18 protein-coding genes are annotated in these 19,277 nt (G+C 67.6%); 10 read left to right on the top strand and 8 right to left on the bottom strand.

Annotated elements, in window-relative coordinates; genetic code table 11:
• Positions 1-292 precede the first annotated feature (292 nt).
• Positions 293-1,816, bottom strand: coding sequence for a 2,3-bisphosphoglycerate-independent phosphoglycerate mutase (gene gpmI / locus BM113_RS01015; protein WP_007142204.1), 1,524 nt, complete (start codon positions 1,814-1,816; stop codon positions 293-295).
• A 181-nt stretch (positions 1,817-1,997) separates the two neighbouring features.
• Here gpmI and BM113_RS01010 point away from each other — a divergent pair, with 181 nt between their 5' ends.
• From BM113_RS01010 to BM113_RS01000, 3 genes are all read left to right on the top strand, one after another.
• Complete coding sequence (locus BM113_RS01010) at positions 1,998-3,542, top strand: hypothetical protein (protein ID WP_089784587.1); 1,545 nt, start codon at positions 1,998-2,000, stop codon at positions 3,540-3,542.
• A gap of 143 nt (positions 3,543-3,685) precedes the next feature.
• Positions 3,686-4,144 (top strand): thiol-disulfide oxidoreductase DCC family protein, encoded by a 459-nt coding sequence (locus BM113_RS01005; RefSeq protein WP_089784585.1) that lies wholly within the window; start codon positions 3,686-3,688, stop codon positions 4,142-4,144.
• A 217-nt stretch (positions 4,145-4,361) separates the two neighbouring features.
• A complete protein-coding gene (locus tag BM113_RS01000) occupies positions 4,362-5,645 on the top strand; it encodes a DNA double-strand break repair nuclease NurA (protein ID WP_089784584.1) in 1,284 nt (427 codons plus the stop codon).
• Between the two features lie 10 nt (positions 5,646-5,655).
• On the opposite strand, the gene BM113_RS00995 is transcribed toward BM113_RS01000, so the two are convergent.
• Complete coding sequence (locus BM113_RS00995; RefSeq protein WP_089784582.1) at positions 5,656-6,000, bottom strand: DUF7113 family protein; 345 nt, start codon at positions 5,998-6,000, stop codon at positions 5,656-5,658.
• A 272-nt stretch (positions 6,001-6,272) separates the two neighbouring features.
• Between BM113_RS00995 and BM113_RS00990 the strand changes: the two genes are divergently transcribed.
• Positions 6,273-6,947: a DUF7344 domain-containing protein gene (locus tag BM113_RS00990; RefSeq protein WP_089784580.1), complete on the top strand. Its 675-nt coding sequence runs from the start codon at positions 6,273-6,275 to the stop codon at positions 6,945-6,947.
• Positions 6,948-7,091: 144 nt separating this feature from the next.
• Positions 7,092-9,095 carry an ATP-binding protein gene (locus BM113_RS00985; protein WP_089784578.1) on the top strand — a complete coding sequence of 668 codons (2,004 nt, stop codon included), beginning with the start codon at positions 7,092-7,094 and terminating at the stop codon, positions 9,093-9,095.
• Positions 9,096-9,186: 91 nt separating this feature from the next.
• Here the strand turns inward: BM113_RS00985 and BM113_RS00980 are convergent, their stop codons facing one another.
• Complete coding sequence (locus tag BM113_RS00980; RefSeq protein WP_089784577.1) at positions 9,187-9,909, bottom strand: class I SAM-dependent methyltransferase; 723 nt, start codon at positions 9,907-9,909, stop codon at positions 9,187-9,189.
• A gap of 54 nt (positions 9,910-9,963) precedes the next feature.
• Positions 9,964-10,599: an alpha/beta hydrolase gene (locus BM113_RS00975; protein ID WP_089784575.1), complete on the bottom strand. Its 636-nt coding sequence runs from the start codon at positions 10,597-10,599 to the stop codon at positions 9,964-9,966.
• A gap of 190 nt (positions 10,600-10,789) precedes the next feature.
• Here BM113_RS00975 and BM113_RS00970 point away from each other — a divergent pair, with 190 nt between their 5' ends.
• Entirely contained in the window at positions 10,790-11,674 is an 885-nt protein-coding gene (locus tag BM113_RS00970) for a PspA/IM30 family protein (RefSeq protein WP_089784573.1), read from the top strand.
• Between the two features lie 187 nt (positions 11,675-11,861).
• Positions 11,862-12,203 (top strand): Cdc6/Cdc18 family protein, encoded by a 342-nt coding sequence (locus tag BM113_RS00965; RefSeq protein ID WP_089784572.1) that lies wholly within the window; start codon positions 11,862-11,864, stop codon positions 12,201-12,203.
• A 20-nt stretch (positions 12,204-12,223) separates the two neighbouring features.
• Here BM113_RS00965 and BM113_RS00960 read toward each other — a convergent pair whose 3' ends face one another.
• On the bottom strand, positions 12,224-12,733 hold the full coding sequence (locus tag BM113_RS00960; protein WP_089784570.1) for an FxLYD domain-containing protein: 510 nt from the start codon (positions 12,731-12,733) through the stop codon (positions 12,224-12,226).
• 240 nt (positions 12,734-12,973) lie between these two features.
• On the opposite strand from BM113_RS00960, the gene BM113_RS00955 reads away from it, so the two are divergent.
• A complete protein-coding gene (locus BM113_RS00955; RefSeq protein ID WP_089784569.1) occupies positions 12,974-14,047 on the top strand; it encodes a DUF7972 family membrane protein in 1,074 nt (357 codons plus the stop codon).
• Between the two features lie 22 nt (positions 14,048-14,069).
• On the opposite strand, the gene BM113_RS00950 is transcribed toward BM113_RS00955, so the two are convergent.
• Both BM113_RS00950 and BM113_RS00945 read right to left on the bottom strand, forming a co-directional pair.
• Entirely contained in the window at positions 14,070-15,116 is a 1,047-nt protein-coding gene (locus tag BM113_RS00950) for a DUF7972 family membrane protein (RefSeq protein ID WP_089784567.1), read from the bottom strand.
• Between the two features lie 263 nt (positions 15,117-15,379).
• Entirely contained in the window at positions 15,380-15,958 is a 579-nt protein-coding gene (locus tag BM113_RS00945) for a hypothetical protein (RefSeq protein ID WP_089784566.1), read from the bottom strand.
• Positions 15,959-16,117: 159 nt separating this feature from the next.
• Between BM113_RS00945 and BM113_RS00940 the strand changes: the two genes are divergently transcribed.
• Together BM113_RS00940 and BM113_RS00935 are read left to right on the top strand one after the other, a co-directional pair.
• Positions 16,118-17,167: a DUF7972 family membrane protein gene (locus tag BM113_RS00940; RefSeq protein ID WP_089784564.1), complete on the top strand. Its 1,050-nt coding sequence runs from the start codon at positions 16,118-16,120 to the stop codon at positions 17,165-17,167.
• A gap of 87 nt (positions 17,168-17,254) precedes the next feature.
• A complete protein-coding gene (locus BM113_RS00935) occupies positions 17,255-18,292 on the top strand; it encodes a DUF7972 family membrane protein (RefSeq protein WP_089784563.1) in 1,038 nt (345 codons plus the stop codon).
• Between the two features lie 71 nt (positions 18,293-18,363).
• Here BM113_RS00935 and ric read toward each other — a convergent pair whose 3' ends face one another.
• Complete coding sequence (ric, locus tag BM113_RS00930) at positions 18,364-19,104, bottom strand: iron-sulfur cluster repair di-iron protein (protein ID WP_089784561.1); 741 nt, start codon at positions 19,102-19,104, stop codon at positions 18,364-18,366.
• Between the last annotated feature and the right edge of the window lie 173 nt (positions 19,105-19,277).

Here is a 19,277-nt window from a genome sequence, read left to right as displayed (position 1 = left end):
GCCCTCGCTACGAACCGGCCTTGACATCCTCCCACCCCTGAAGGGGTGGGCTTTCGCTCGCTATCTGTCAGTGGTTCCGCCGCCATCGGCACCCGATCCCTGCTCCGTGGCGGTGTCGCCACCGCTGCCGGTCGTCATCTCGAGGACTGCCTCGGCCTCGACCGGAAGCGTCGGCGACACGGATCAGGAACCGGTCTCCGTCGACGTGTCCCCCGCGACTCGAGGGAGGCAGCCGTGGAGCCGAACGAAAAGACGCCGTCCCTACTCGGACGGCGGACAGAGAGCGACGCCCCTACTCCAACAGCGGTTCGCCGGTCATCTCCGGCGGCCGCTCCAGGTCGATCAACTCGAGCAGCGTCGGCGCGATGTCGGCGAGCGTGCCGCCGTCGCGGACCGTTCTGCCGGCGTCGGTCCCGTCCGGTGCGAGGTAGATCAGCGGGACGTCGTTGTACGTGTGTGCCGTGTGGGGGTCGTCCTCGGTCCCCATGTTATCGGCGTTGCCGTGATCCGCCGTGATCAGAACGTGGGCGCCGTACTCCTCGAGGGTCGCCACCAGCCGCCCGAGCTGTTCGTCGACGGCCTCGACGGCCTCGATCGCGGCCTCGTAGTCGCCCGTGTGGCCGACCATGTCGGGGTTGGCGTAGTTGAGCACGAGCGTGTCCGGATCCTCGGACTCGATGACGTCGACGGCGGTGTCTGTCACCTCGGGCGCGCTCATCTCGGGCTGTTCGTCGTAGGTCGGCACGTCGGGGCTCTCGACGATCTCGCGGATCTCGCCGTCGAACTCGACCTCGCGGCCACCGTTCAGGAAGTAGGTGACGTGGGCGTACTTCTCGGACTCGGCGATCCGCAGTTGCGTCCGGCCCGCGTCGGCGAGCACCTCGCCCAGCACGTTCTCCGGCTGGGACGGCGGGTACGCGACGGGTAGGTCGAACGTCTTGTCGTACTGGGTCATCATGACGACCTCGGCGTCCGGCGGACTGGTCGCGACCTCGCCGGCCCAGTCCTCGGGCCGGATGTCGGCGAGCATCCGCGTCAACTGGCGGGCGCGGTCCGAGCGGAAGTTGAACCAGACGACCGAATCGCCGTCCTCGAGCGCCGGACGGTCGGACACGAGCGTCGGTTCGACGAACTCGTCGGTCACGTCCCGCTCGTAGGACTCCTCGACCGCCTCGAGGGCCGACTCGGCCTCGTGCTCGGCCCGACGGTTCACGATGGCGTCGTAGGCCCGCTTCGTCCGCTCCCAGTTCTGGTCGCGGTCCATCGCGTAGTAGCGGCCCGAGACCGTCGCGACGTGGCCCGTCCCGTGCTCGTCGATCACGTCCTCGAGGGTCGCGAGGTACTCCCGGCCGCCGGTCGGCGAGGTGTCCCGGCCGTCGGTGATCGCGTGGGTGACTGCCTCCACGTCCCGGTCGCCGGCCAGTTCGATCAGCGCGTGCAGGTGCTCGTGGTCGGAGTGGACGCCACCGTCGCTGACGAGACCGACGAAGTGGATCTTGCCATCGTTTGCGAGGGCGTTGTCGAACGCCGCGTTGATCGCGTCGTTTTCCCGGAAAGAGCCGTCCTCGATCGAATCGGAGATGCGCGTGTACTCCTGGTAGACGACCCGTCCCGCGCCGATGTTCAGGTGGCCGACCTCGCTGTTGCCCATCTGGCCCTCCGGGAGGCCGACCCGTCGCCCGGAGACCTCGAGGGTGCCGTACGCGCCGCTCTCGGCGAGTCGATCGAACGTCGGCGTCTCGGCGGCGGCGACGGCGTCGCGCCCCTCGTCGGTTCCGAGACCCCAGCCGTCGAGTACGATCAACGCAGCGTCCATGTGCGACGGATGTCCACCCTCGCGTAACTAGCTGTCGTTGTCCCCGACGTTTGCGTCGTGGCGATCCGGTGACCTGTCGGCGAGACACAAAGTATTTGTCGAGAAATTATATACAGTTGAAAGGACCCAGGCTCGAGTTCGCCGAACGGTCCGCTTCGGGCCCGATGCCGACCCTCCCCCCATGATACGCGACCGACTCCCCCTCCGACTCCCGCCGGCCGACGCCGTCCGCGCCGCGCTCGATCGACGGTTCGGAATCGATGCCCGCGCGCTGGCGGCGTTTCGCATCGCCCTCGGACTGACGCTGCTGTTCGACGCCCTCCATCGCTCGCGTAACCTGGTCGCCTTCTACACGGACCGGGGGGTCCTCCCCCGGGATCTGCACGCGACCCGGTCGTGGACGGCCGACTACTCGCTGCACATGCTGTCGGGAGAACCCTGGGCCCAGGCACTGCTGTTCGCCTGCACGGCCGTACTCGCCGTCGCGGTGATCGTCGGCTACCGGTCGCGATTTGCCCTCCTGCTGTCGCTCGTTCTCGTCGTCTCCGTCCAGTTTCGCAACCCGCTGGTGTTGAACGGGGCGGATCGACTCTTCCGCGAGATGCTGGTGCTCGCGCTGTTCCTGCCGCTCGGCTCGCGGTGGGGGATCGACGCCTGCGGTCGGGGTCGCGAATCAGGGGACACGGCCTCGAGGGACGAGCACAGCGGACCTGACGGAACCGACGGCCTCGTCCCCGATACCCTGATCGCGACCCCCGCGACCGCCGCCGCCCTCGTCTACGCCGTCACGCTGTTCGCCAACAACGCCTCGCTCAAACACGAGGGCGACACGTGGATGACCGGCGAGGCCCTGCTGTACGCGCTCCGGCAGGACCACATGACGATCCTCGTGGGTAACCACCTCGCGAACTACCCGCCGCTGCTCGAGGTCGGGGGCTACGTCTGGTTCTGGTTGCTGACGGCCTCGCCGCTGTTGCTCGTCGTCGCCGGCTGGGCCCGCCTCCTCTATGCCGGCGTCTTCCTCGCCACCGTCGCCGGGATGAGCGTGAGCGTGGCGGTCGGCCTCTTCCCCGCGTTGCTCGCAACGTTGCTCCTGTCGTTCCTCCCGACGCCGGTCTGGGACGGTCTCGAGCGCGGTGGCGGGGCCGTTCTCGAGCGGCTGGGCGTCCGCGACGGCCTTCGTCGGGCGGTTCGCCGGATCGACGCTCCCCCACGGCTCCGCTCGAGGCTGCCCGACTCGGCGCGTCGAACCTGGGCGGAACTCCGGTCGGTCGTGCTCGGGGCGGTCCTGATCTTCGTCGTCCTCTGGAGCATCGGCATGCTGGGCTACGTCGACACGTTCGAGCCGGTCGACTCGCTGGACCCCCGGGACCACCAGTGGGGGATGTTCGCGCCCGATCCCTCGACGAGTTACGGCTGGTACACCGTCGCCGCCGAAACCGGCGAAGGGCGGAAGGACGTCCTGCAGGACGCCGAACTGCAGTCCGGCACGCCGCCCGACGCCTCGGAGACGCTGCCGGACTTCCGGTGGCGGCGGTACATGAACTCGCTGTCGGAAAGCGACGAGCGCGCGGACCGGTTCGCCGAGTACATGTGCTCGCGGGCCGACGCGCAGTTCGACGCCGACGTCGAGCGGATCGACGTCACCTACACCCACCACCCGATCGAACTCGAGGGCGAGGCCTCGACGAGCGAGTACGACATCGCGGAGGCCTCTTGTACGTGAGAGAGTCGAACCGAGTCCGACCGGCGCTCGTCTCACCCCTCGAGGTTCACAATCGTGAACGCGACCGCGAACGCCGGCGAGCGCAACCCTGAACACCGTTCCGTCCCGCAACCCTGAACACCGTTCCGTCCCAATCGACCCTAATGAGCGACTCCGACGCCGACCCCGATCCCGATCCGGAGCCCACCCTCGAGGACCTTCCCGAGGACGCGCCGGTCGTGCTCTTCGACGGCGTCTGCAACCTCTGTAACGGGTTCGTCCAGTTTCTCGTTCCGAGGGATACCGAGGGCATGCTCTACTTCGCCTCGCTCCAGTCGGACGCGGCGACGGCGCTGCTGGCCGATCACGAACCCTCCCCCCACGACCTCGAGTCGGTCGTCCTCGTCGAGGGCGACGACTGTTACGTCAAATCCGATGCCGTCATCCGGATCGCCCGCCACCTCGGGGGGATCTACGCGCTCGCGGCGGTCGGCCGCCTCGTCCCGCGACGGCTCCGGGACTGGCTCTACGATTTCGTCGCGGCCAACCGCTACGACTGGTTCGGCAAGAGAGAGCAGTGCATGGTGCCGACCGGCGACGTACGGGAGCGGTTTCTCGGGTGAGGCCGCCGGTCGAGCGTCGTGGTCGAGGGTCACGCTGCATCGCCCGAGACGCCGTCCGCCCCGGGGTCGCTGCGTGAGGAACCGAGTAAACGACGGCTAGTCGGTAACGACGGTCTCGAGGGCGAGTGAAGCGACCTATTACGGCTCGAGAAACGGTCAGCGACGACGAGAATCGCCGACCACTAGACTTTTGCGGGTAGACCGGAAGCCAACTGTCATGACGCTCGATCCGGTCCACTTCGACGGCATCGCGCGGCTCGCGCGGCGGATCGACCACGGAGCCGACGAGCGCGACCGCCGTGCGTTCGCCGAAACCGTCTGGGAGGAGTTCCTCGACCCCTTGCGGGGGAACGACGGGCGGGCCGTCCTCGAGCCGGTCGACGAGCAGGCGCGTCGTCTCGTCGACTGCGAGGCCGTCGCGCTGCGGGAGCGGGAGTTCCCGACCGAACACGGACTCGACGCGGGGACGATCAACCCGACGACGTTCAAGAACGGCCTCGTCGTCGACATCGCCCAGGCCGCGATGAGTGCGACGCCGACCGACCTCGACCTGCACCGTTCCCGGACCGTCGTCGCCACGGTCCACTCGAACGACGAGACGATGACCGTCGACGACGCCTGGCGGAAGTTCGACGAGGGGTTCAGCCGGAGCCGCGTCGTGAAGGTCCCACCCCTGCCGCGGTTCGCCGAGGGCGTCGTCCACGCGCTGGCGCTGTACCTCGCCGAGAGCACCCACGCCCGTACCCACGCCGAGGACGTCGAGGACCTGCTGGTGCTGGACGGTCCGATCTACCCGCGCGGGCTGCTCCGATGGGCCGACCAGCACCCCGACCTCGCGGACTTCCTGCTCGAGGACCCCCGGCCGACGACGGTCCTGGAGAACTACGTCCGGCTGGTCGAGGAGTTCGTCGACCGGGACCGGCCGCTCGTGGGCTTCGTCAAGAATCCGGCGACACGGGCCATCACACGGACGCTGAAGCGCAACCGGGACGCCGACGTCAGCACGCCCTGGAACGACGACGCGGCGCTTTTCACGCGGCTCCTCGAGCGCGGCGAGTACGTCGACGACGTCGAGGGGACGCGGTGGAAACGGGACACGTCGGCGCTCTCTTACACGAACTGGTTTCGCTCCCGCGGGGGCGTCGACGCGCCGCTGTCGGCCGACGGCGACGCGCTCGGCGTCGACCGAAACCTCCCGCTCGAGAACTACGAGGTGACCTTCTTCGTCGTCTACGACCCGCGGGACGACCTGGTCTACCGGGTCGAGGCCCCCTACGCGTTCACCAGGGACCCCGACCGGCGCGAGCGGCTGACGATGCAGGTACTCCAGGACGTCGCAGTGGCACACGGCCCGCCGACGATCGTCGAGAAAGCCGACGAGTTGGCCCGGATCGACCGCTCGGAGAAGCGATCGCTGCGCGAATCCTTCGAGGAGGAGTTCGAGACGAGCCAGGACAGGACCTACGACGATCACCGCTGGGACGAGCCGGCGGGCTACTGACCGCTGTGGTTCAGGTTCGATCCGATCGTTCGACTTTCTCGACCTCGAGTTCGACGGCCTCCGGATCGACCCCGATCCGGGCGAACTGCGTGCGGACGTGTTCCTTGGCCCCCTCGACGGCCTGCTGTCGGGTGTCGAACCCCCGCGGCATCGGCGACTCGAAGGCGACGTGGACCTCCCGGTCGTCGATCCGCTGGACCGTTCCGCCGCTGTCGACCTCGTAGAACTCGTCGCAGACCCAGACGTACGCGGCGTTCCCGTCGGGTGCACCGCTGAAGGAGGGCGGGCGTTCACCGCGTTCGTACAGCGTGCCGGTGAGTTCCGTCCCACCGGCGCTGCCGCGTACCAGAAGCATTGGTGAAGATATGCGCCCTGAGGCCAAAAAGGGCGTGGAGACGAGACGAGACGAGACGGGTTCCCTTCCCGACGCGGCCGGTCGGCAAGTACGTGTCCGTTAGCGGATACGATTCGGCTTCTCCGACCGTCACGGAGCCGTGACTATTCCTCGTTCGTCCGTCTGTTGGCCGCTCGCTGAGTTATTCGATGATTACGGGAGTAATGCCCACATTCTTGACCCAAATCGTTTTGGAAACGGGCTTATCCCCCTAGCAGGGGTGTATCTCAGTAATGAGTTCGGACGCTCACCGCGGCGGCGCGACGGGGCACCACCCGCTGGACGACGTTCCGACGGAACACTACGAACTCCTTCGGGATCCACGGCGGGTTCGCCTCCTCGAGGTCCTCGAGGAGCGGTCCGAGGCGGGAGCGACGCCCTCGCCGACGGAACTCGCGGCGGCGCTGCTCGAGCGCGAGACCGACGAGACCGACGAGACCGACGAGACCGACGAGTCCGACGAGTCCGACGAACCCGTCGACGAGCGACGGCGAGACCTTCGCATCTCGCTCGTCCACGACCACCTGCCGCGGCTCGCCGACCACGGGATCGTCGACTGGGACCGCGACCGAAACGCCGTGGACCTCCGCGAAGAGACCCCGCTGCCGTCGGCGTCGCTGTCGGCGCTGGTCGAGACCGCCGAGGACGAGGCAGCCGTCCTCGAGCGTGTGACCGACCCGATCCGGCTCCGGCTGGTCGACGACCTCGCCGATAGCAGCCAGCCGCTGTCGGTCGAGCAACTCGCCGCTACCCTCGTCTCCCAGGACGGTACCGTCGGCATGGACCGTGCGAAGATCGCCCTGCACCACTCCCACCTGCCCGCCCTCGAGGAGGCCGGCGTCCTCGAGTACGACCTCGAGTCGGGTCTGGTATCGCTCGCGGACGACGTCCCGACGCTGTTCGGGTAGCGGCGATCCCGCCGCTCGGCGGTAGCCGTCCCGTTTTCTCCCCGACCGCCGCCCCCCGGTCTTCGGCGACCGGAGCTCGCGTCCACCCGTCTTCACGCCCGGCGGAGGGAAACGCGTTTTAGGAACCGGTCGGATGTAGTGAACATGACCGACCTGGGCGATTTCGGCGAGTTCGACGCCGACTCCGAGGCGAGCGACGGCGACTCGCAGGGGTCGACAGCCCCCGACGGGAGTCACGAACGGACGACCGAAAGCGGGACGACGACATCGACCTCGACCTCAAGCGCGAGCGCGAGCGCGAGTTCGGCGACCGACACGACCGACCAGGACGACGGGTTCGAAACTGCCGACGTCGAACCCCACGGCGAGGACGTCGGTATCGGCGCGATCTGTGTCTCACAGGGCTTGCGAATCGCCGAGGACGGCGACGAGACCACGCTCCGGGCGTACATCACCCGCGATAACCGCTCCGAGATCCGGATCGGAAGCTACCTCGTCGCCCCCTACCCCGACGGAGCGGCTGCCCCCGGCGGGAACGCGTCCGGCGAGACGCTGTTCTGTCGCATCACCGCCCTCGAGTACGCCCAGCAGTACCACGCCGACGACGCGACGGAGATCCACGCCCGACGGGCGATGCGCACCGACGAGGTCGAGGAGGCGGACTACAAGTTCGTGGCCGAACTCGAGCCGGTCGCGATCCTCTACGAGGACGGTGCGGAGCCACGCTCCGCAGAAGACGGTGCGGAGCCACGCTCCGCAGAAGACTCGAGCGGGCAAAGCCCGCGAGAGGGTGGAGAACTCAAACGCCGGATGACCGACCGCGTCCCGAAACCCCAGACCGTCGTCCGGCAGGCCACCGACTCCGAGCAGATCAAGACCGGCCTGAAGATGCCCGAGGAGGGCGTCTTCCTGGGACACCTCTCGGTCGGCGGCGAGAAGGTCAAGACCGCGGCCTCGCCGCCGACGATCGACTACCGGCTGAAAGACGACTACGACTCCGGCGACCCCCTCGTCTTCCGTCACACCCTGATCGCCGGCGGCACGGGGTCGGGGAAGACCCACGGCGCGAAGAACATCCTGCGCCAGTACCTCGCCGAAGAACGGACCTACCCGATGGAGGACGGCCGCTCCGTCCAGCCCGCGGTCGTCCAGTTCGACCCCCAGGACGAGTACGCCCAGATGCACGACGACAACCCGGACCTCGACGGCGAGTTCGCCCGCCGCCTCGAGCGCGAGGGCGTCGCCTACGGCGGGGTCGACGACACGACGGCGTTCGTGCCGAAGGTCGGGTCGGCGTCGTATTCGGCGGGCCACCACCGCGCGGAGCAGGTCGAGTTCACCATCCCGTTCTCGATGGTCCACGACAACCCCTGGCTGGTCGCCGGCAGCGGGCTGAACGACAACCAGTACGGCGCGCTGGTGAGCGTCCTCCTGCCGCGGTTCCGAAAGGAGTACGGCTCCGAGGCGACCTACGAGGAGTTCACCTCGTTCCTCGACGACCCGGCGCTGCGGGAGGAACTCGACGAGTCCGGCCGCGTTCACGAGGCGACGTTCGACGCCGTTCGCCGGCGCGTGCTCGGCTTCGATCACGTCTTCGACCAGGACGCGCGGCCGATCACCGACCTCGTTCACGATTTCGTCCGGCCGGGCGGGCTCTCGGTCGTCCCGACCTACCACATCACCGATACGCGGGCCGCCGAGACGGTCGTCCTCGCGCTCTCCTCGCTGCTGATCGACCAGAAGCTCTCGAACGATCCGACCTACGACCGGATCAAGGAGACGCCGCTCGTGCTCGGGATGGACGAGGCCCACAACTTCCTCACCGACGCCGACAGCGTCCAGGCCGGCAAGGTCATCACGAAGTTCACCGAGGCCGCAAAGCAGGGCCGCAAGGAGCGACTCGGCCTCTTCCTCATCACCCAGGACCCCCAGGACATCGACGACGCCGTCTTCAAGCAGATCAACACTACCGTCGTCCTCAACCTCGGCGACGAGGACGCCATCAAGAGCGTCAACATCCCCTCGAACCTCGAGTCGAAGGTCCCCTACATGGAGAAAGGGCAGATGGTCGTCTACTCGCCGGACAACTCCGAGCCCGTCGAGTTGATCGGCCTCCCGAAGTGTCTGACCCGACACGGGCGGGACTGACCCGTATTTTAGTTCCGAAACGCCGTCGACACACGATCCAACTCGAGACCTCGAAACCCCGAAAGCTCGAAGTTTCGATCGAGACGTCGAATTACCCCCGCGGATACCGCATCGCGAGGCTGTACATCTCGCCGACCGCCGCGTCGCCGATATCGGTCGCGAGCCGTTCGGCCCGGTCGAGAAGCGGCCCCGCGAGGTCGTCGGGCAGGCCCGCCGCGCGGTCCCGCACGACGTCGACGTGGGCCTCGAGGAGGTCCGACGTCCACGGCACGGGCTCGAGGATCGTCTCGGTCCGGTCGTGGGTCCAGCCGTGGCCGGTAAACAGCCGTCGCAGGCCCGTGGCAGGGTAGAACGTCAGTGCGGGGTCGCCGTCGGCCAGTTCCGCGACCGCGTTCTCGACGGCGAACAGTTCCCGGACCGGCGAATCGGGGATCGGCGCGTAGTCGTCGACGACGAGCGTCGCGCCGGGGGCGGCGACGCGGGTCAGTTCCCCGGCGATCGACTCGAGTTGCGCCGGCGCGAGGACGTTACACAGCGCGTGGGCGGTGACGACCTCGACGGAGTCGTCCGGGAGCGGGATCGACCGCAGGTCCGCCAGGTGGACCGTCGCGCGGTCGCCGTCGCCGCGGTCGGCGAGCCGGTCGCGGACCGCCGCCGCGTGGTCCGGATCGTTCGTGACGGCGTGGACCTCCCGTGCGCCGGCCTCGAGCAGTCCGGCTGTCGTGTTGCCGACGCCCGCGCCGGCCTCGAGGCAGCGCCGGCCGTCGATCGTCCGGTCCGCGAGCGCTCGCTCGACCGTACTCGGAGCTTCCATGAGACGGACTCTCGTGTCGCCCGTCCAATACGTTTCGGTACGCGTCTCGAGCGGTCACTCGAACAGCGTCGAGGCGAAGAACCCGGAGACGGCGTCGGCGATTTTCCGGTCCTGGCCGACGAAGAAGTGGTCTGCGGGGATCGCGACCACGTCGTCGCCGCGGTCGGTCGCGCGCTCGACGACCGGTTCCCAGTCGACGGTCTCGTCGCGCTCGCCGTACAGTACCTGGACCGGCCGGGAGGCCGACAGCGCATCCAGCGCCGCCGCGGCGTCGAGGTCGTCGGCCAACCGAACGGTCGGAGCCAGGGCAGCGACGGCGTCGACGGCCTCGAGTTCGCTCGCAACCACCAGTGAGAGCGTCGCGCCGAAGCTGTAGCCGAAGAGGCCGACGCGATCGTACCGCTCAGCGGCCCAGCGGACGGCGTTGCGCACGTCGGCCCGCTCACCGTCGCCTTCGTCCCAGTCGCCGTAGTCGAAGCGGAGACAGGCGATCCCCGCCTCGGCCGGGGCGTCGGCTGTCGACTCGAGATCCGTCAGCGCATCCGCGACGGCGACGAGACGGCCGTTGCTGCGCGAGCCGCCGTGTTGCGGGTGCGGCGGGCAGGCGACGACGACCGCGTCCGTCTCACCCTCGGGCTCCTCGAGCGTGCCACGGACGTCGCGTGCGCCGGGCACCAGAATATCGGTCATGCGCGTCCGTTGGGGGAGGCCGGTAACAGGCGTTGCGGAGGAGCGGCGGTCTCCCGGACCCTGCCACGGGACGGTCGGAACCGACCCTCGAGTCCGGGATATTTCGTCCGAAACCGGCTCACGGCGTCGATTCCGGCGGCGACTGTCGTCGAAGTGATGTTTTTAAGGATGCCGAGCGATACGTAGGAGTATGGGCATCCTCTCTCGGACCTCCTACGTCATCCGGTCGAAGATCAACTCGCTGCTCAACCGGGCGGAGGACCCGACCGAAACGCTGGACTACTCCTACGAGCAGATGCGCGACCAGCTCCAGGAGGTCAAACGTGGCATCGCCGACCTCACCACACAGAAGAAGCGCCTCGAGATGCAGAAACGTCGCCTCGAGGACAACGTCGAGAAGCACAACGAACAGGCCCGGACTGCCGTCCAGCAGGGCCGTGAGGACCTGGCGCGGCGCGCCCTCGAGAAGAAGAAGACGAAGATGAACCAGATCGAGGACCTCGAACGCCAGATTTCGGAACTACAGAGCCAGCAGGACAGCCTGATCGAGCAGAAAAACGACCTCCAGACCCGCATCGAGGAGTTCCGCACGAAGAAAGAGACGATGAAGGCCCGCTACGAGGCCGCCGAGGCGAGTTCGACCGTCTCCGAGGCGATGACCGCCACGGGCGAGGAGTTCGAGGACGTCGGCCGGGCAATCGAACGCGCCGAGGAACAGACCGAGGACATGGAGGCACGCGCCGCCGCGCTCGACGAACTCCACGAGTCCGGCGCGTTCGACGACGTCATGTCCGACAAGGACAGCATCGACCGCGAACTCGAGGAGATGACGGCCGACAGCGGCGTGGAGGCGGAACTCGAGACGCTCAAATCCGAGGTCGGCGAAGGCGAACCCGAACGCGAGAGGGCGGGGACCGAACCCGAACGCGAACGCGAACCCGAATCCGAACCGACCCCCGGAGCGAGCGACACGCCAGACGTCGACGAATCCGAACTCGAGGACCTCGAGGCCGACGTCGACGACGAGGAGATCGAGGCAGAACTGGCGGAACTCCAGGACGAGGAACGGGACTGAACCCCTCCTAGATCGGGTTTCGCGGAGATCCACGCGTTTTCGAACCGTCTGGCACGTTCCCCCGAGTGGCTGCCCCGACACTTCCTCCCCTCCCAGCCGGCCGGCTGGCGAACGTCGACGCGACAGCGATAGCGAGAGGGTGGGAATAGGGGTAACGATTACCAACCCCGACGTGGAAGCGGCGCGTATGGCCACCGAGCCAGCACCCGGGATCGACGCCATCTCCCAGCTCGAGCAGGCCGTTCTGCTCGGCGTCGTGATACTGCACCAGGCGGACGAAACGCCCGTCGACACCCACGAGATCGGACGTACCTGCCGGAAGGAGATCGCGGAGGGCTCCGACCGGCTCGGGACGATCCGCGAGGCGGACGTGATCCGATCGCTGTACCGCCTCGAGGACGAGGACCTGGTCGAGGAGATCGACGCGAACCGGACGTCGCCGACGGGGAAGGGACGGCCGGCGTACGAACTCGCCGTCGATCCGGACGCGGTGTACGAGGCGGTCGACGAGGCGCTACTCGGCGACTGACGCGCTACCCCGACCGGGAACTACGTCGGGGTACCGAGCGCCGTCACGTCGTAGCGAGCGATATCTCCGGGCGACTGCAGGACGACGACCTGGAACGACCAGCGAGCGCCGCCATCGAGGTCGCCGACGGTGGCGAGATAGCGGCCGAGTTGCGCGCCGGCGTCGTCGTAGACGCGAACCCGCACTTCGGCGAGTTCGATCCGATCGCTGCCCGTGTTTTCGACGGTTCCCTGGACGGTCGAGCCGCGATAGTCGTCCTCGAGGACGAACTCGTGATCGACGAGTTCGAGGACGTCGAGCGTCGTCACGCTCTCGGTGACCTCCTGTTCGGCGAGGGCCTCCGCCGCGGTCATCTCCTCGGCCGAACGGTTCTCCGCGTCGTCGCCGACGTCGACGGTTCCCTCCTCGTAGCGTGGATCGCCGTTGATCGCCAGGCCGTCGTCGCCGAGACAGCCGGCGATGGCGGTTGCGACGCCGGACCCGAGCGCGGCGAGCGCTCGGCGGCGGTCGAACGACGGTCGGCGCGCCATCGCGCCCCTGCGTCCGCGAGGACGACCGTCGTGGCTGTCCGAGCCGGTCATGGTGATATCGACAGCCCGGAGTCATTTCAGTGTGGACCCTGAACTGACTGACGAGACGGGTTCCGGACCACGCGATGGCGAGCTCGCCACACCCTCTGGCCGCTCGCCCCGACTCAGCCCTCAATTCCTGGAATTCCGGTTCCATGTGCAACGGAGGGGCTTATTGTCGGGACCGGCGAAGGGGTCCGCATGTCGTCCGAGAGCGACGAGGCGCTCGAGTCTCACGGGCCCGATATCGGGGATCCGGGCGGCCCCGTCGCGCGGTTCCGGGAGTGGGTGGTGGTCGAGGGCGACCGATTGACCGTCGCGACGGGCATCTCCGCGATCGTCTTCCTGCTCCTGCTTGCACTGAACGAAATCGGGTTCGTCGCGTTCGTCAACGACGACTCGATCACCCGCCTGGCCGGCGGGATGATCGCCGGGACGTTCTCGCTCGTCACGCTCGTCGTCTCGATCAACCAGCTGATCCTCTCACAGGAGTTCGCGTCCGCAGACGACGCACGCACGCAACTCGAGGGAGTGATTGATTTTCGCAACAACGTCGCGGACACGGCGAAGGTGCCGGCGTCGCCGGCCTCGCCCGCGGAACTGCTCGAACTCATCGTCGAATCGATCCGCCACAACGCTCGCACCCTCGAAGAGGAGGTGGCCCCGCGCGGCACCGACGACGAGTTCGGACGGCTGGTCGACGCGTACACGAACCGCGTCGAGGCGAGCACGGATCGGATCGACGACACCCTGGAGAAGACGAAGTTCGGTACCTTCGAGGCGGTGTCGGCCGCCGTCGCGTACAACTCCGCCTGGCAGCTATACGTCGCCAAGCAACTGCGGGGCCGCTACGGGGACGCCGAGTCGCCGTCGGAGGACGTGACCGCGGCCTTCGACGACCTGATCGACGCCCTGGAGCAGATGACGGTCGCCCAGGAACACTTCAAGACGACGTACCTCCAGCGGGAACTCACGCGGTTCTCGCAGTTGACCATCTACACCGGCGTCCCGGCGATCCTCTCGGCGATGCTCCTTGGGTTCGTGTACGCGGACCTCGGCGGGCCGACGATAAGCGCGATCTACCTCCCGTTTTTCGTGAGCGGGCTCATCGCAGTCGTCGTTTCCCCGCTCGCGTTGCTCGTATCGTACATCCTGCGGACCGCGACGGTGACCCGCCGGACGGCATCGGTCGGACCGATGATCCCCCAGAAGGAGCCGGAAGCCGGGCCGTTCGACGTGTCCTACGGGGAGACCGAGTCGACCGCCCAGGATTGACGCCGGCCGGCGGCCGGGCGGATCATTCCCACTCGATGTCCGACCCGCGATCCGTTTCCCGGAGGATGAACGGCCCCATCGACAGCGTCCACTTCGCGACGGTGACGATCCGGAGGATGTACGCCAGGAAGATCGAAAACGGCGTCACCCCGACCGCGAGCCCCAGGCCGACGACCAGCAGCCCGGTGTCGACGCCGGCGACCGAGCCCGCGACGTCGCCCGTCTCGAAGACCAGGATCATGTACGCGACGACGGACAGCGCGGGGAGCGAGACGTACACCAGCGCCCGCGAGATGTCGATGATCTCCCACCGGAAGTACAGCGTCTTGAAGTGTTCGCGGGCGGGCCCGAAGAACTCGAGGTCGGCGACGAGGTTCTCGAGGGCCTCGAGCGTCTCCTCGGAGAGTTCCGACGCGTGGCGGTTGCGAACGCGCCGGCCCGCGTAGATTTTCCAGGAGTAGTTGTACTCGAGCACCGACGCGACCACGTCGAACGTGCCGAACTGGCGGCCCTCGATTTTCGGCGTGATGCGCTCGGCGTCCGCCGCGACGCCCTCGGCGTACTCGCGGACGTCCTCGCGTGCCGCCGCGTCGAGGTCGGACTCGGCCTCGAGTCGCTCGAGAACGGTCGCCGCGTGGGCTCCGGTCGCCTCGACGAGGCCGCGCAGGAACGTGGAGGGTTCGGGTGGACTCGTCTCCCGCCCGACGGCGTCCTCGACGTCCCGCCGGAACGCCATCGCCTCCGCCATCCGTTCGCGCTGATCCCCGATGGGGCCGAGTTCCGCCGAGAGGACGAGCTGGTTGAACGTCAGGACGAGGCTGACGCCCATGATGATGCCGATGATAACCGGGGTGAACAGCGCGAAGAGCGGGTCGGGCTCGAACAGCCGCGTGATCGAACCCGGTCCGAACTGTCCGAGAAAGACGAGCACCGCGTACGCGACCGCGAGCAACACGCCGGCGACGGCAAACCGGTTTCCCGAGACCAGGAACCACACGACCGGTTTCCCGCCACGAACCCGGTCCTGGATCGTGTTCGCGGTCTCACCGGTACCCCCGGACTCGCTCATACGGGAAGACCACACCGCCGGCGCTGGTACCACTGTTGCCGTCGTTTGCACGCAGCAACCGATCGATCTCGGGCGATGCTGTCCGTCGACACTCCGTCACACCGGGCTGTGGAGACGGAATCCGCGCTCGAGGTTGGCTACCGGCGGCGGTCGCTCCGTTCGTCGTTCCGGCTTCCGGGTTCGAGCGCCGTCGATTCGTTCGTTCCCGGTCTCCTGTCCTCTGTCCCCTGTCCCGCGGACGAGTTTCGAAGAATGGCGGGGATTCACTCCCGGGAGGAACGCGATGAGTCCGATGCCTCCTCGAAGGGGGCCTCGGCCTCCCTCGCTTTCGGGGCCGTATCGGCGACCGCCGAGAACAACCCGCCGAGCAACAGGCCGTAGAGGAGGTGACCGAGGAGGCTCTCGAAGGCCAACACCGGGAACCCTGGCTCCTCGATTCCCCCGATCCCGGCCCAGGCCGGCACCACGATCAGGGGGAGTAACGCCCAGATCGCGAGCCCGTAGACCATGCCCGCCAGCGCGAAGCGGAGGCCGTTGCCCATCGATGCGAGGAACCCGGTCTCGACGTCGGCCGTCACCGTCCCGAGGATCGGGTCACGACTGATGAGCGCGCCGAAGACGACGCCGAGGACGAGCCCGTGGGCCAGGTGGAAGGTCCACCCGGCGGTGCCGGCCGGTTCGATCCCGTATATCGCCGGAATCGCCTCGGTGACGATCGTCGGATCGACGAGCCAGAGCACCAGGCCGAACAGCAACGATCCGACCGCGCCGCCGATCGCCCCGCCGAGCAGCCAGTTTCCGGTGCCGATCCCGTCGGACCCGGGAGCACTCTCAGCGCTCATGTCGTACGGGACTACGGGGACCGTCGGCAAAAGGCTGCGTTGACAGTCACGCCCCCGAGACCGTCGTTTCGACCGACGAGATCGCCCGTATCCGCTTTCGGGGCCGTCACCTCCCGGGCCCGGTCTTTTACTCGCCGCCGTCGTCGGATCCGATAGCCGATGAACGACTCGGGCGACTCGGAGTCGAACGAGGGGGGACGCACCGACGGAACCGACGCCGGCGATCGGCTCGGCGGACCGCGGTACTGGGTGTTGCTCCAGGTGAACCGGTGGGTGTTCACCGGCGCAGTCCTGACCGTCGTGTTCCTCGTCCTCGTCGCGGCCAGTCGGCTCGGACTCACGCCGCTCCGGCTGATCATCGAGGACCAGAACGGCCTCGAGTACCTCTTCTCGGCGTTCATCGGGGCGATCATCACAGGCACGTCGATCGTCGTGACGATCAACCAGCTCGTCCTCTCGCAGGAACTGGGCGCAGTCGGCCAACAGCGCGAGCGCATGGCCGAGGCGATGGATTTCCGGCAGAGCGTCGAAGATGCGATCGAGGAGGACGCGAGCCCGCCCGAACCCGCCGCCTTCCTCTTCGAACTCGTCGAGGGCGTCCAGAACCGGGCGAGGGAACTCGAGGCGGAGATGGAGACCGAACGCGACGAGGAGTTGCGGGCGAAGGTCGCCGACTACGTCGAGGACGTGACCGGAAACGCCCGCAGCGTCAAGGAGGGCCTCCGGGAGTCCCAGTTCGGTACGTTCGCGGTGATCTGGCACGCGCTCAACTTCAATTACTCGCGGAAGATCTACGACGCACGGCAGATCCGTGCGGATCACGCCGACGCGCTCTCGGCGGACGCCGAGGAGAAACTCGACCGGACGATCGAGACGTTGAAGCTGTTCGGGCCGGCCCGCGAGCACTTCAAGACGCTGTACTTTCAGTGGGAACTGATCAACCTCTCGCGGGCGTTGCTCTACATTTCGGTACCGGCACTGACCGTGGTGGCGATCATGCTCATGTACGTCGACGGTCGGGCGTTGCCCGGTACCTTCCTCGGCATCGACAACCTCGTGTGGGTCACGAGCGTGGGATTCGTGATCGGGATCTCGCCGTTCGTCGTCTTCATCACCTACATCCTCCGGATCGCGACGGTCGCGAAGCGAACGCTGGCGATGGGCCCGTTCATCCTGCGGGAGTCGGAACGCGACGAGGATCTGGGCTGATCCGCTGTCGCGGATCGAGCGAGTTCGGTCCGTGCGTCGCCTGCCGTACTTATTTCCGAACCACCGTGGTACCTCCGTCCTCGAGCGATGAGCGGCGACGGCTCCCAGCCCGACGATACGATGGCCCGGCGCAGCGAGTCCCCGACCTGGGTCCACCGGTTCCTGCTGGACGCCAACCGGTGGCTCGTCACGGGCGTCCTCGTCGTCGTCGTCTTCGTCGGCCTGCTGGTCGTCGCCCGACTCAGCCCGGTCTCGCTCAGGGCACTCGTGGGAACGAGCGACCCGGTCGAGACCCTCTTTCAGGCCCTTACCACCGCGCTAATCACCGGCGTCACGCTCGTGGTCACGATCAACTCGCTCGTGCTCTCCCAGGAACTCGGCGCCGTCGAGGACCAGCGTGAACGGCTCGAGGGCGCACTCGAGTTCCGCGGGACCGTCGAGGAGTCGATCGACGCGCCGATCAGCCCGCCGGAGCCGGCGTCGTTCCTGCAGGCTATCGTCGCCGCCTCCGCGGAGCGCGCGAGCGATTTCCGCGAGGCCGTCTCCGACAGCCGGGACGAGGACCTGATCGACCGCGTCGACGACTTCGCCGACAACCTCGCCACGCACGCCGACTCGATCCGCGACGAACTCGAGGACGCCCAGTTCGGCACGTACGAGGTCCTCAAAGCCGCGCTCGATTACAACTACTCCTGGAAGATCTTCCGGGCGCGCCGGATCGCAAACGCCCACGCCGATTCGTTCACCGACGAGACGCGGGAGGCCTACGACGAACTGCTCGAGTCGCTGAAGCTGTTCGGCCTGGCCCGCGAGCACTTCAAGACGCTGTACTTCCAGTGGGAGTTGATCAACCTCTCGCGGGCGATGATGTACGTCGCGGTCCCCGCGCTCGTGGTGACGATGTCGATGCTACTCTTTTTCGACGCCGGCGCGGTGACCGGGACCGTTCTGGGAGTCGACGTCCTGGTGTGGATCGTCGCGGCCGCCGCGACGGTCGCGGTCACCCCGTTCCTGCTGTTGATCGCGTTCGTCCTGCGGATCGCGACGATGGCGAAGCGAACGCTGGCCATCGGGCCGTTCATCCTCCGGGAATCGAGCCGCGGGGAGGAGATCGACTGGGAGTGAGGGCCGGTGTCGGTGCCGGTGCCGGTGTGCCGGTGTCGATACCGGAGCCGGTGTCGATACCGGAGCCGAAGTCAGCCCGACGGCGACGGTCGAACGCCGTACGCTTCCTCGAGCAGCGCCGCCGCCTTCGGGAACAGGACGTTGTTCTCCCGGTGGACGTGCATGTGGGTGTCCCGCTCGAGTTCCTCGAGGCGGCGGAGCATCTCGCGATAGCTCATGCACGCGTCCTCCGGGGGCTCGTAGCCGTCGGTGAGGTCGTGCAGCCGCTCGAGTCGGGCGGCCGTCTCGTCGTGGTCGTCCTCGAGGCTCTCGATCTCCGCGAGGAGGTCGTCGCGCTCGTCGGCAGTGAGTTCGGCGCCGGTATCGAGCTTCTTGACGATCGGGAACGCGATCCGTTCCTCCTCGTCGACGTGCTCTAAGATGTCGGCTTTCAACTCGCGGAACTCGGCCTCGACCTCACGGAGTTCCGGGTGGGAGTCTCCGTGCACGCGGGCAACCTTCTCGACGAGCGCCTCGAGATCCGGGAGGTCGGTACGCAGGGGTCGGTGATGTTCCCAGACGATGACGTTCGCCAGCTGGGTCAGCGAGTTCCACTCGGGCGCGGTGTCGTTCGCGTCGTCCGTCAGCGCCCCCTCGAGGCGTTCGCGGACCGCCTCGATCTCGAGGTCGTTTGCCTCGCAGGCCGCCGAGAGGGATTGAGTGCCGCCACAGCAGTAGTCGATGCCGAGCGATTCGAAGACGGGAGCGAATTCGGGGTTCGATTCGACGAGATCGCCGAGCGATGCGTCCGAGTCGATGGAGACGTTCGTCATTGTTGTCACCTCTGGAGTCCCGGCCGGCCTCCTCGAGTCGACGACCGACGCGGGGTATTTAGGCCAGCCTAAACGCGTGGCAGGGGCTACTGGCGGACGAGAGTAAGCTCCTGTCCCGAACATCATCCCGTCGCGAGGTGCGGGGAATCGTTCGGCCACCGGTGCTCGGCCGC

It is taken from the genome of Natronobacterium haloterrestre (assembly GCF_900112205.1).
GTDB classification, from domain to species: Archaea; Halobacteriota; Halobacteria; order Halobacteriales; family Natrialbaceae; genus Natronobacterium; species Natronobacterium haloterrestre.
Note: the sequence above shows the minus strand (reverse complement) of the source record. Positions and strands in the feature narration are given on the sequence as shown.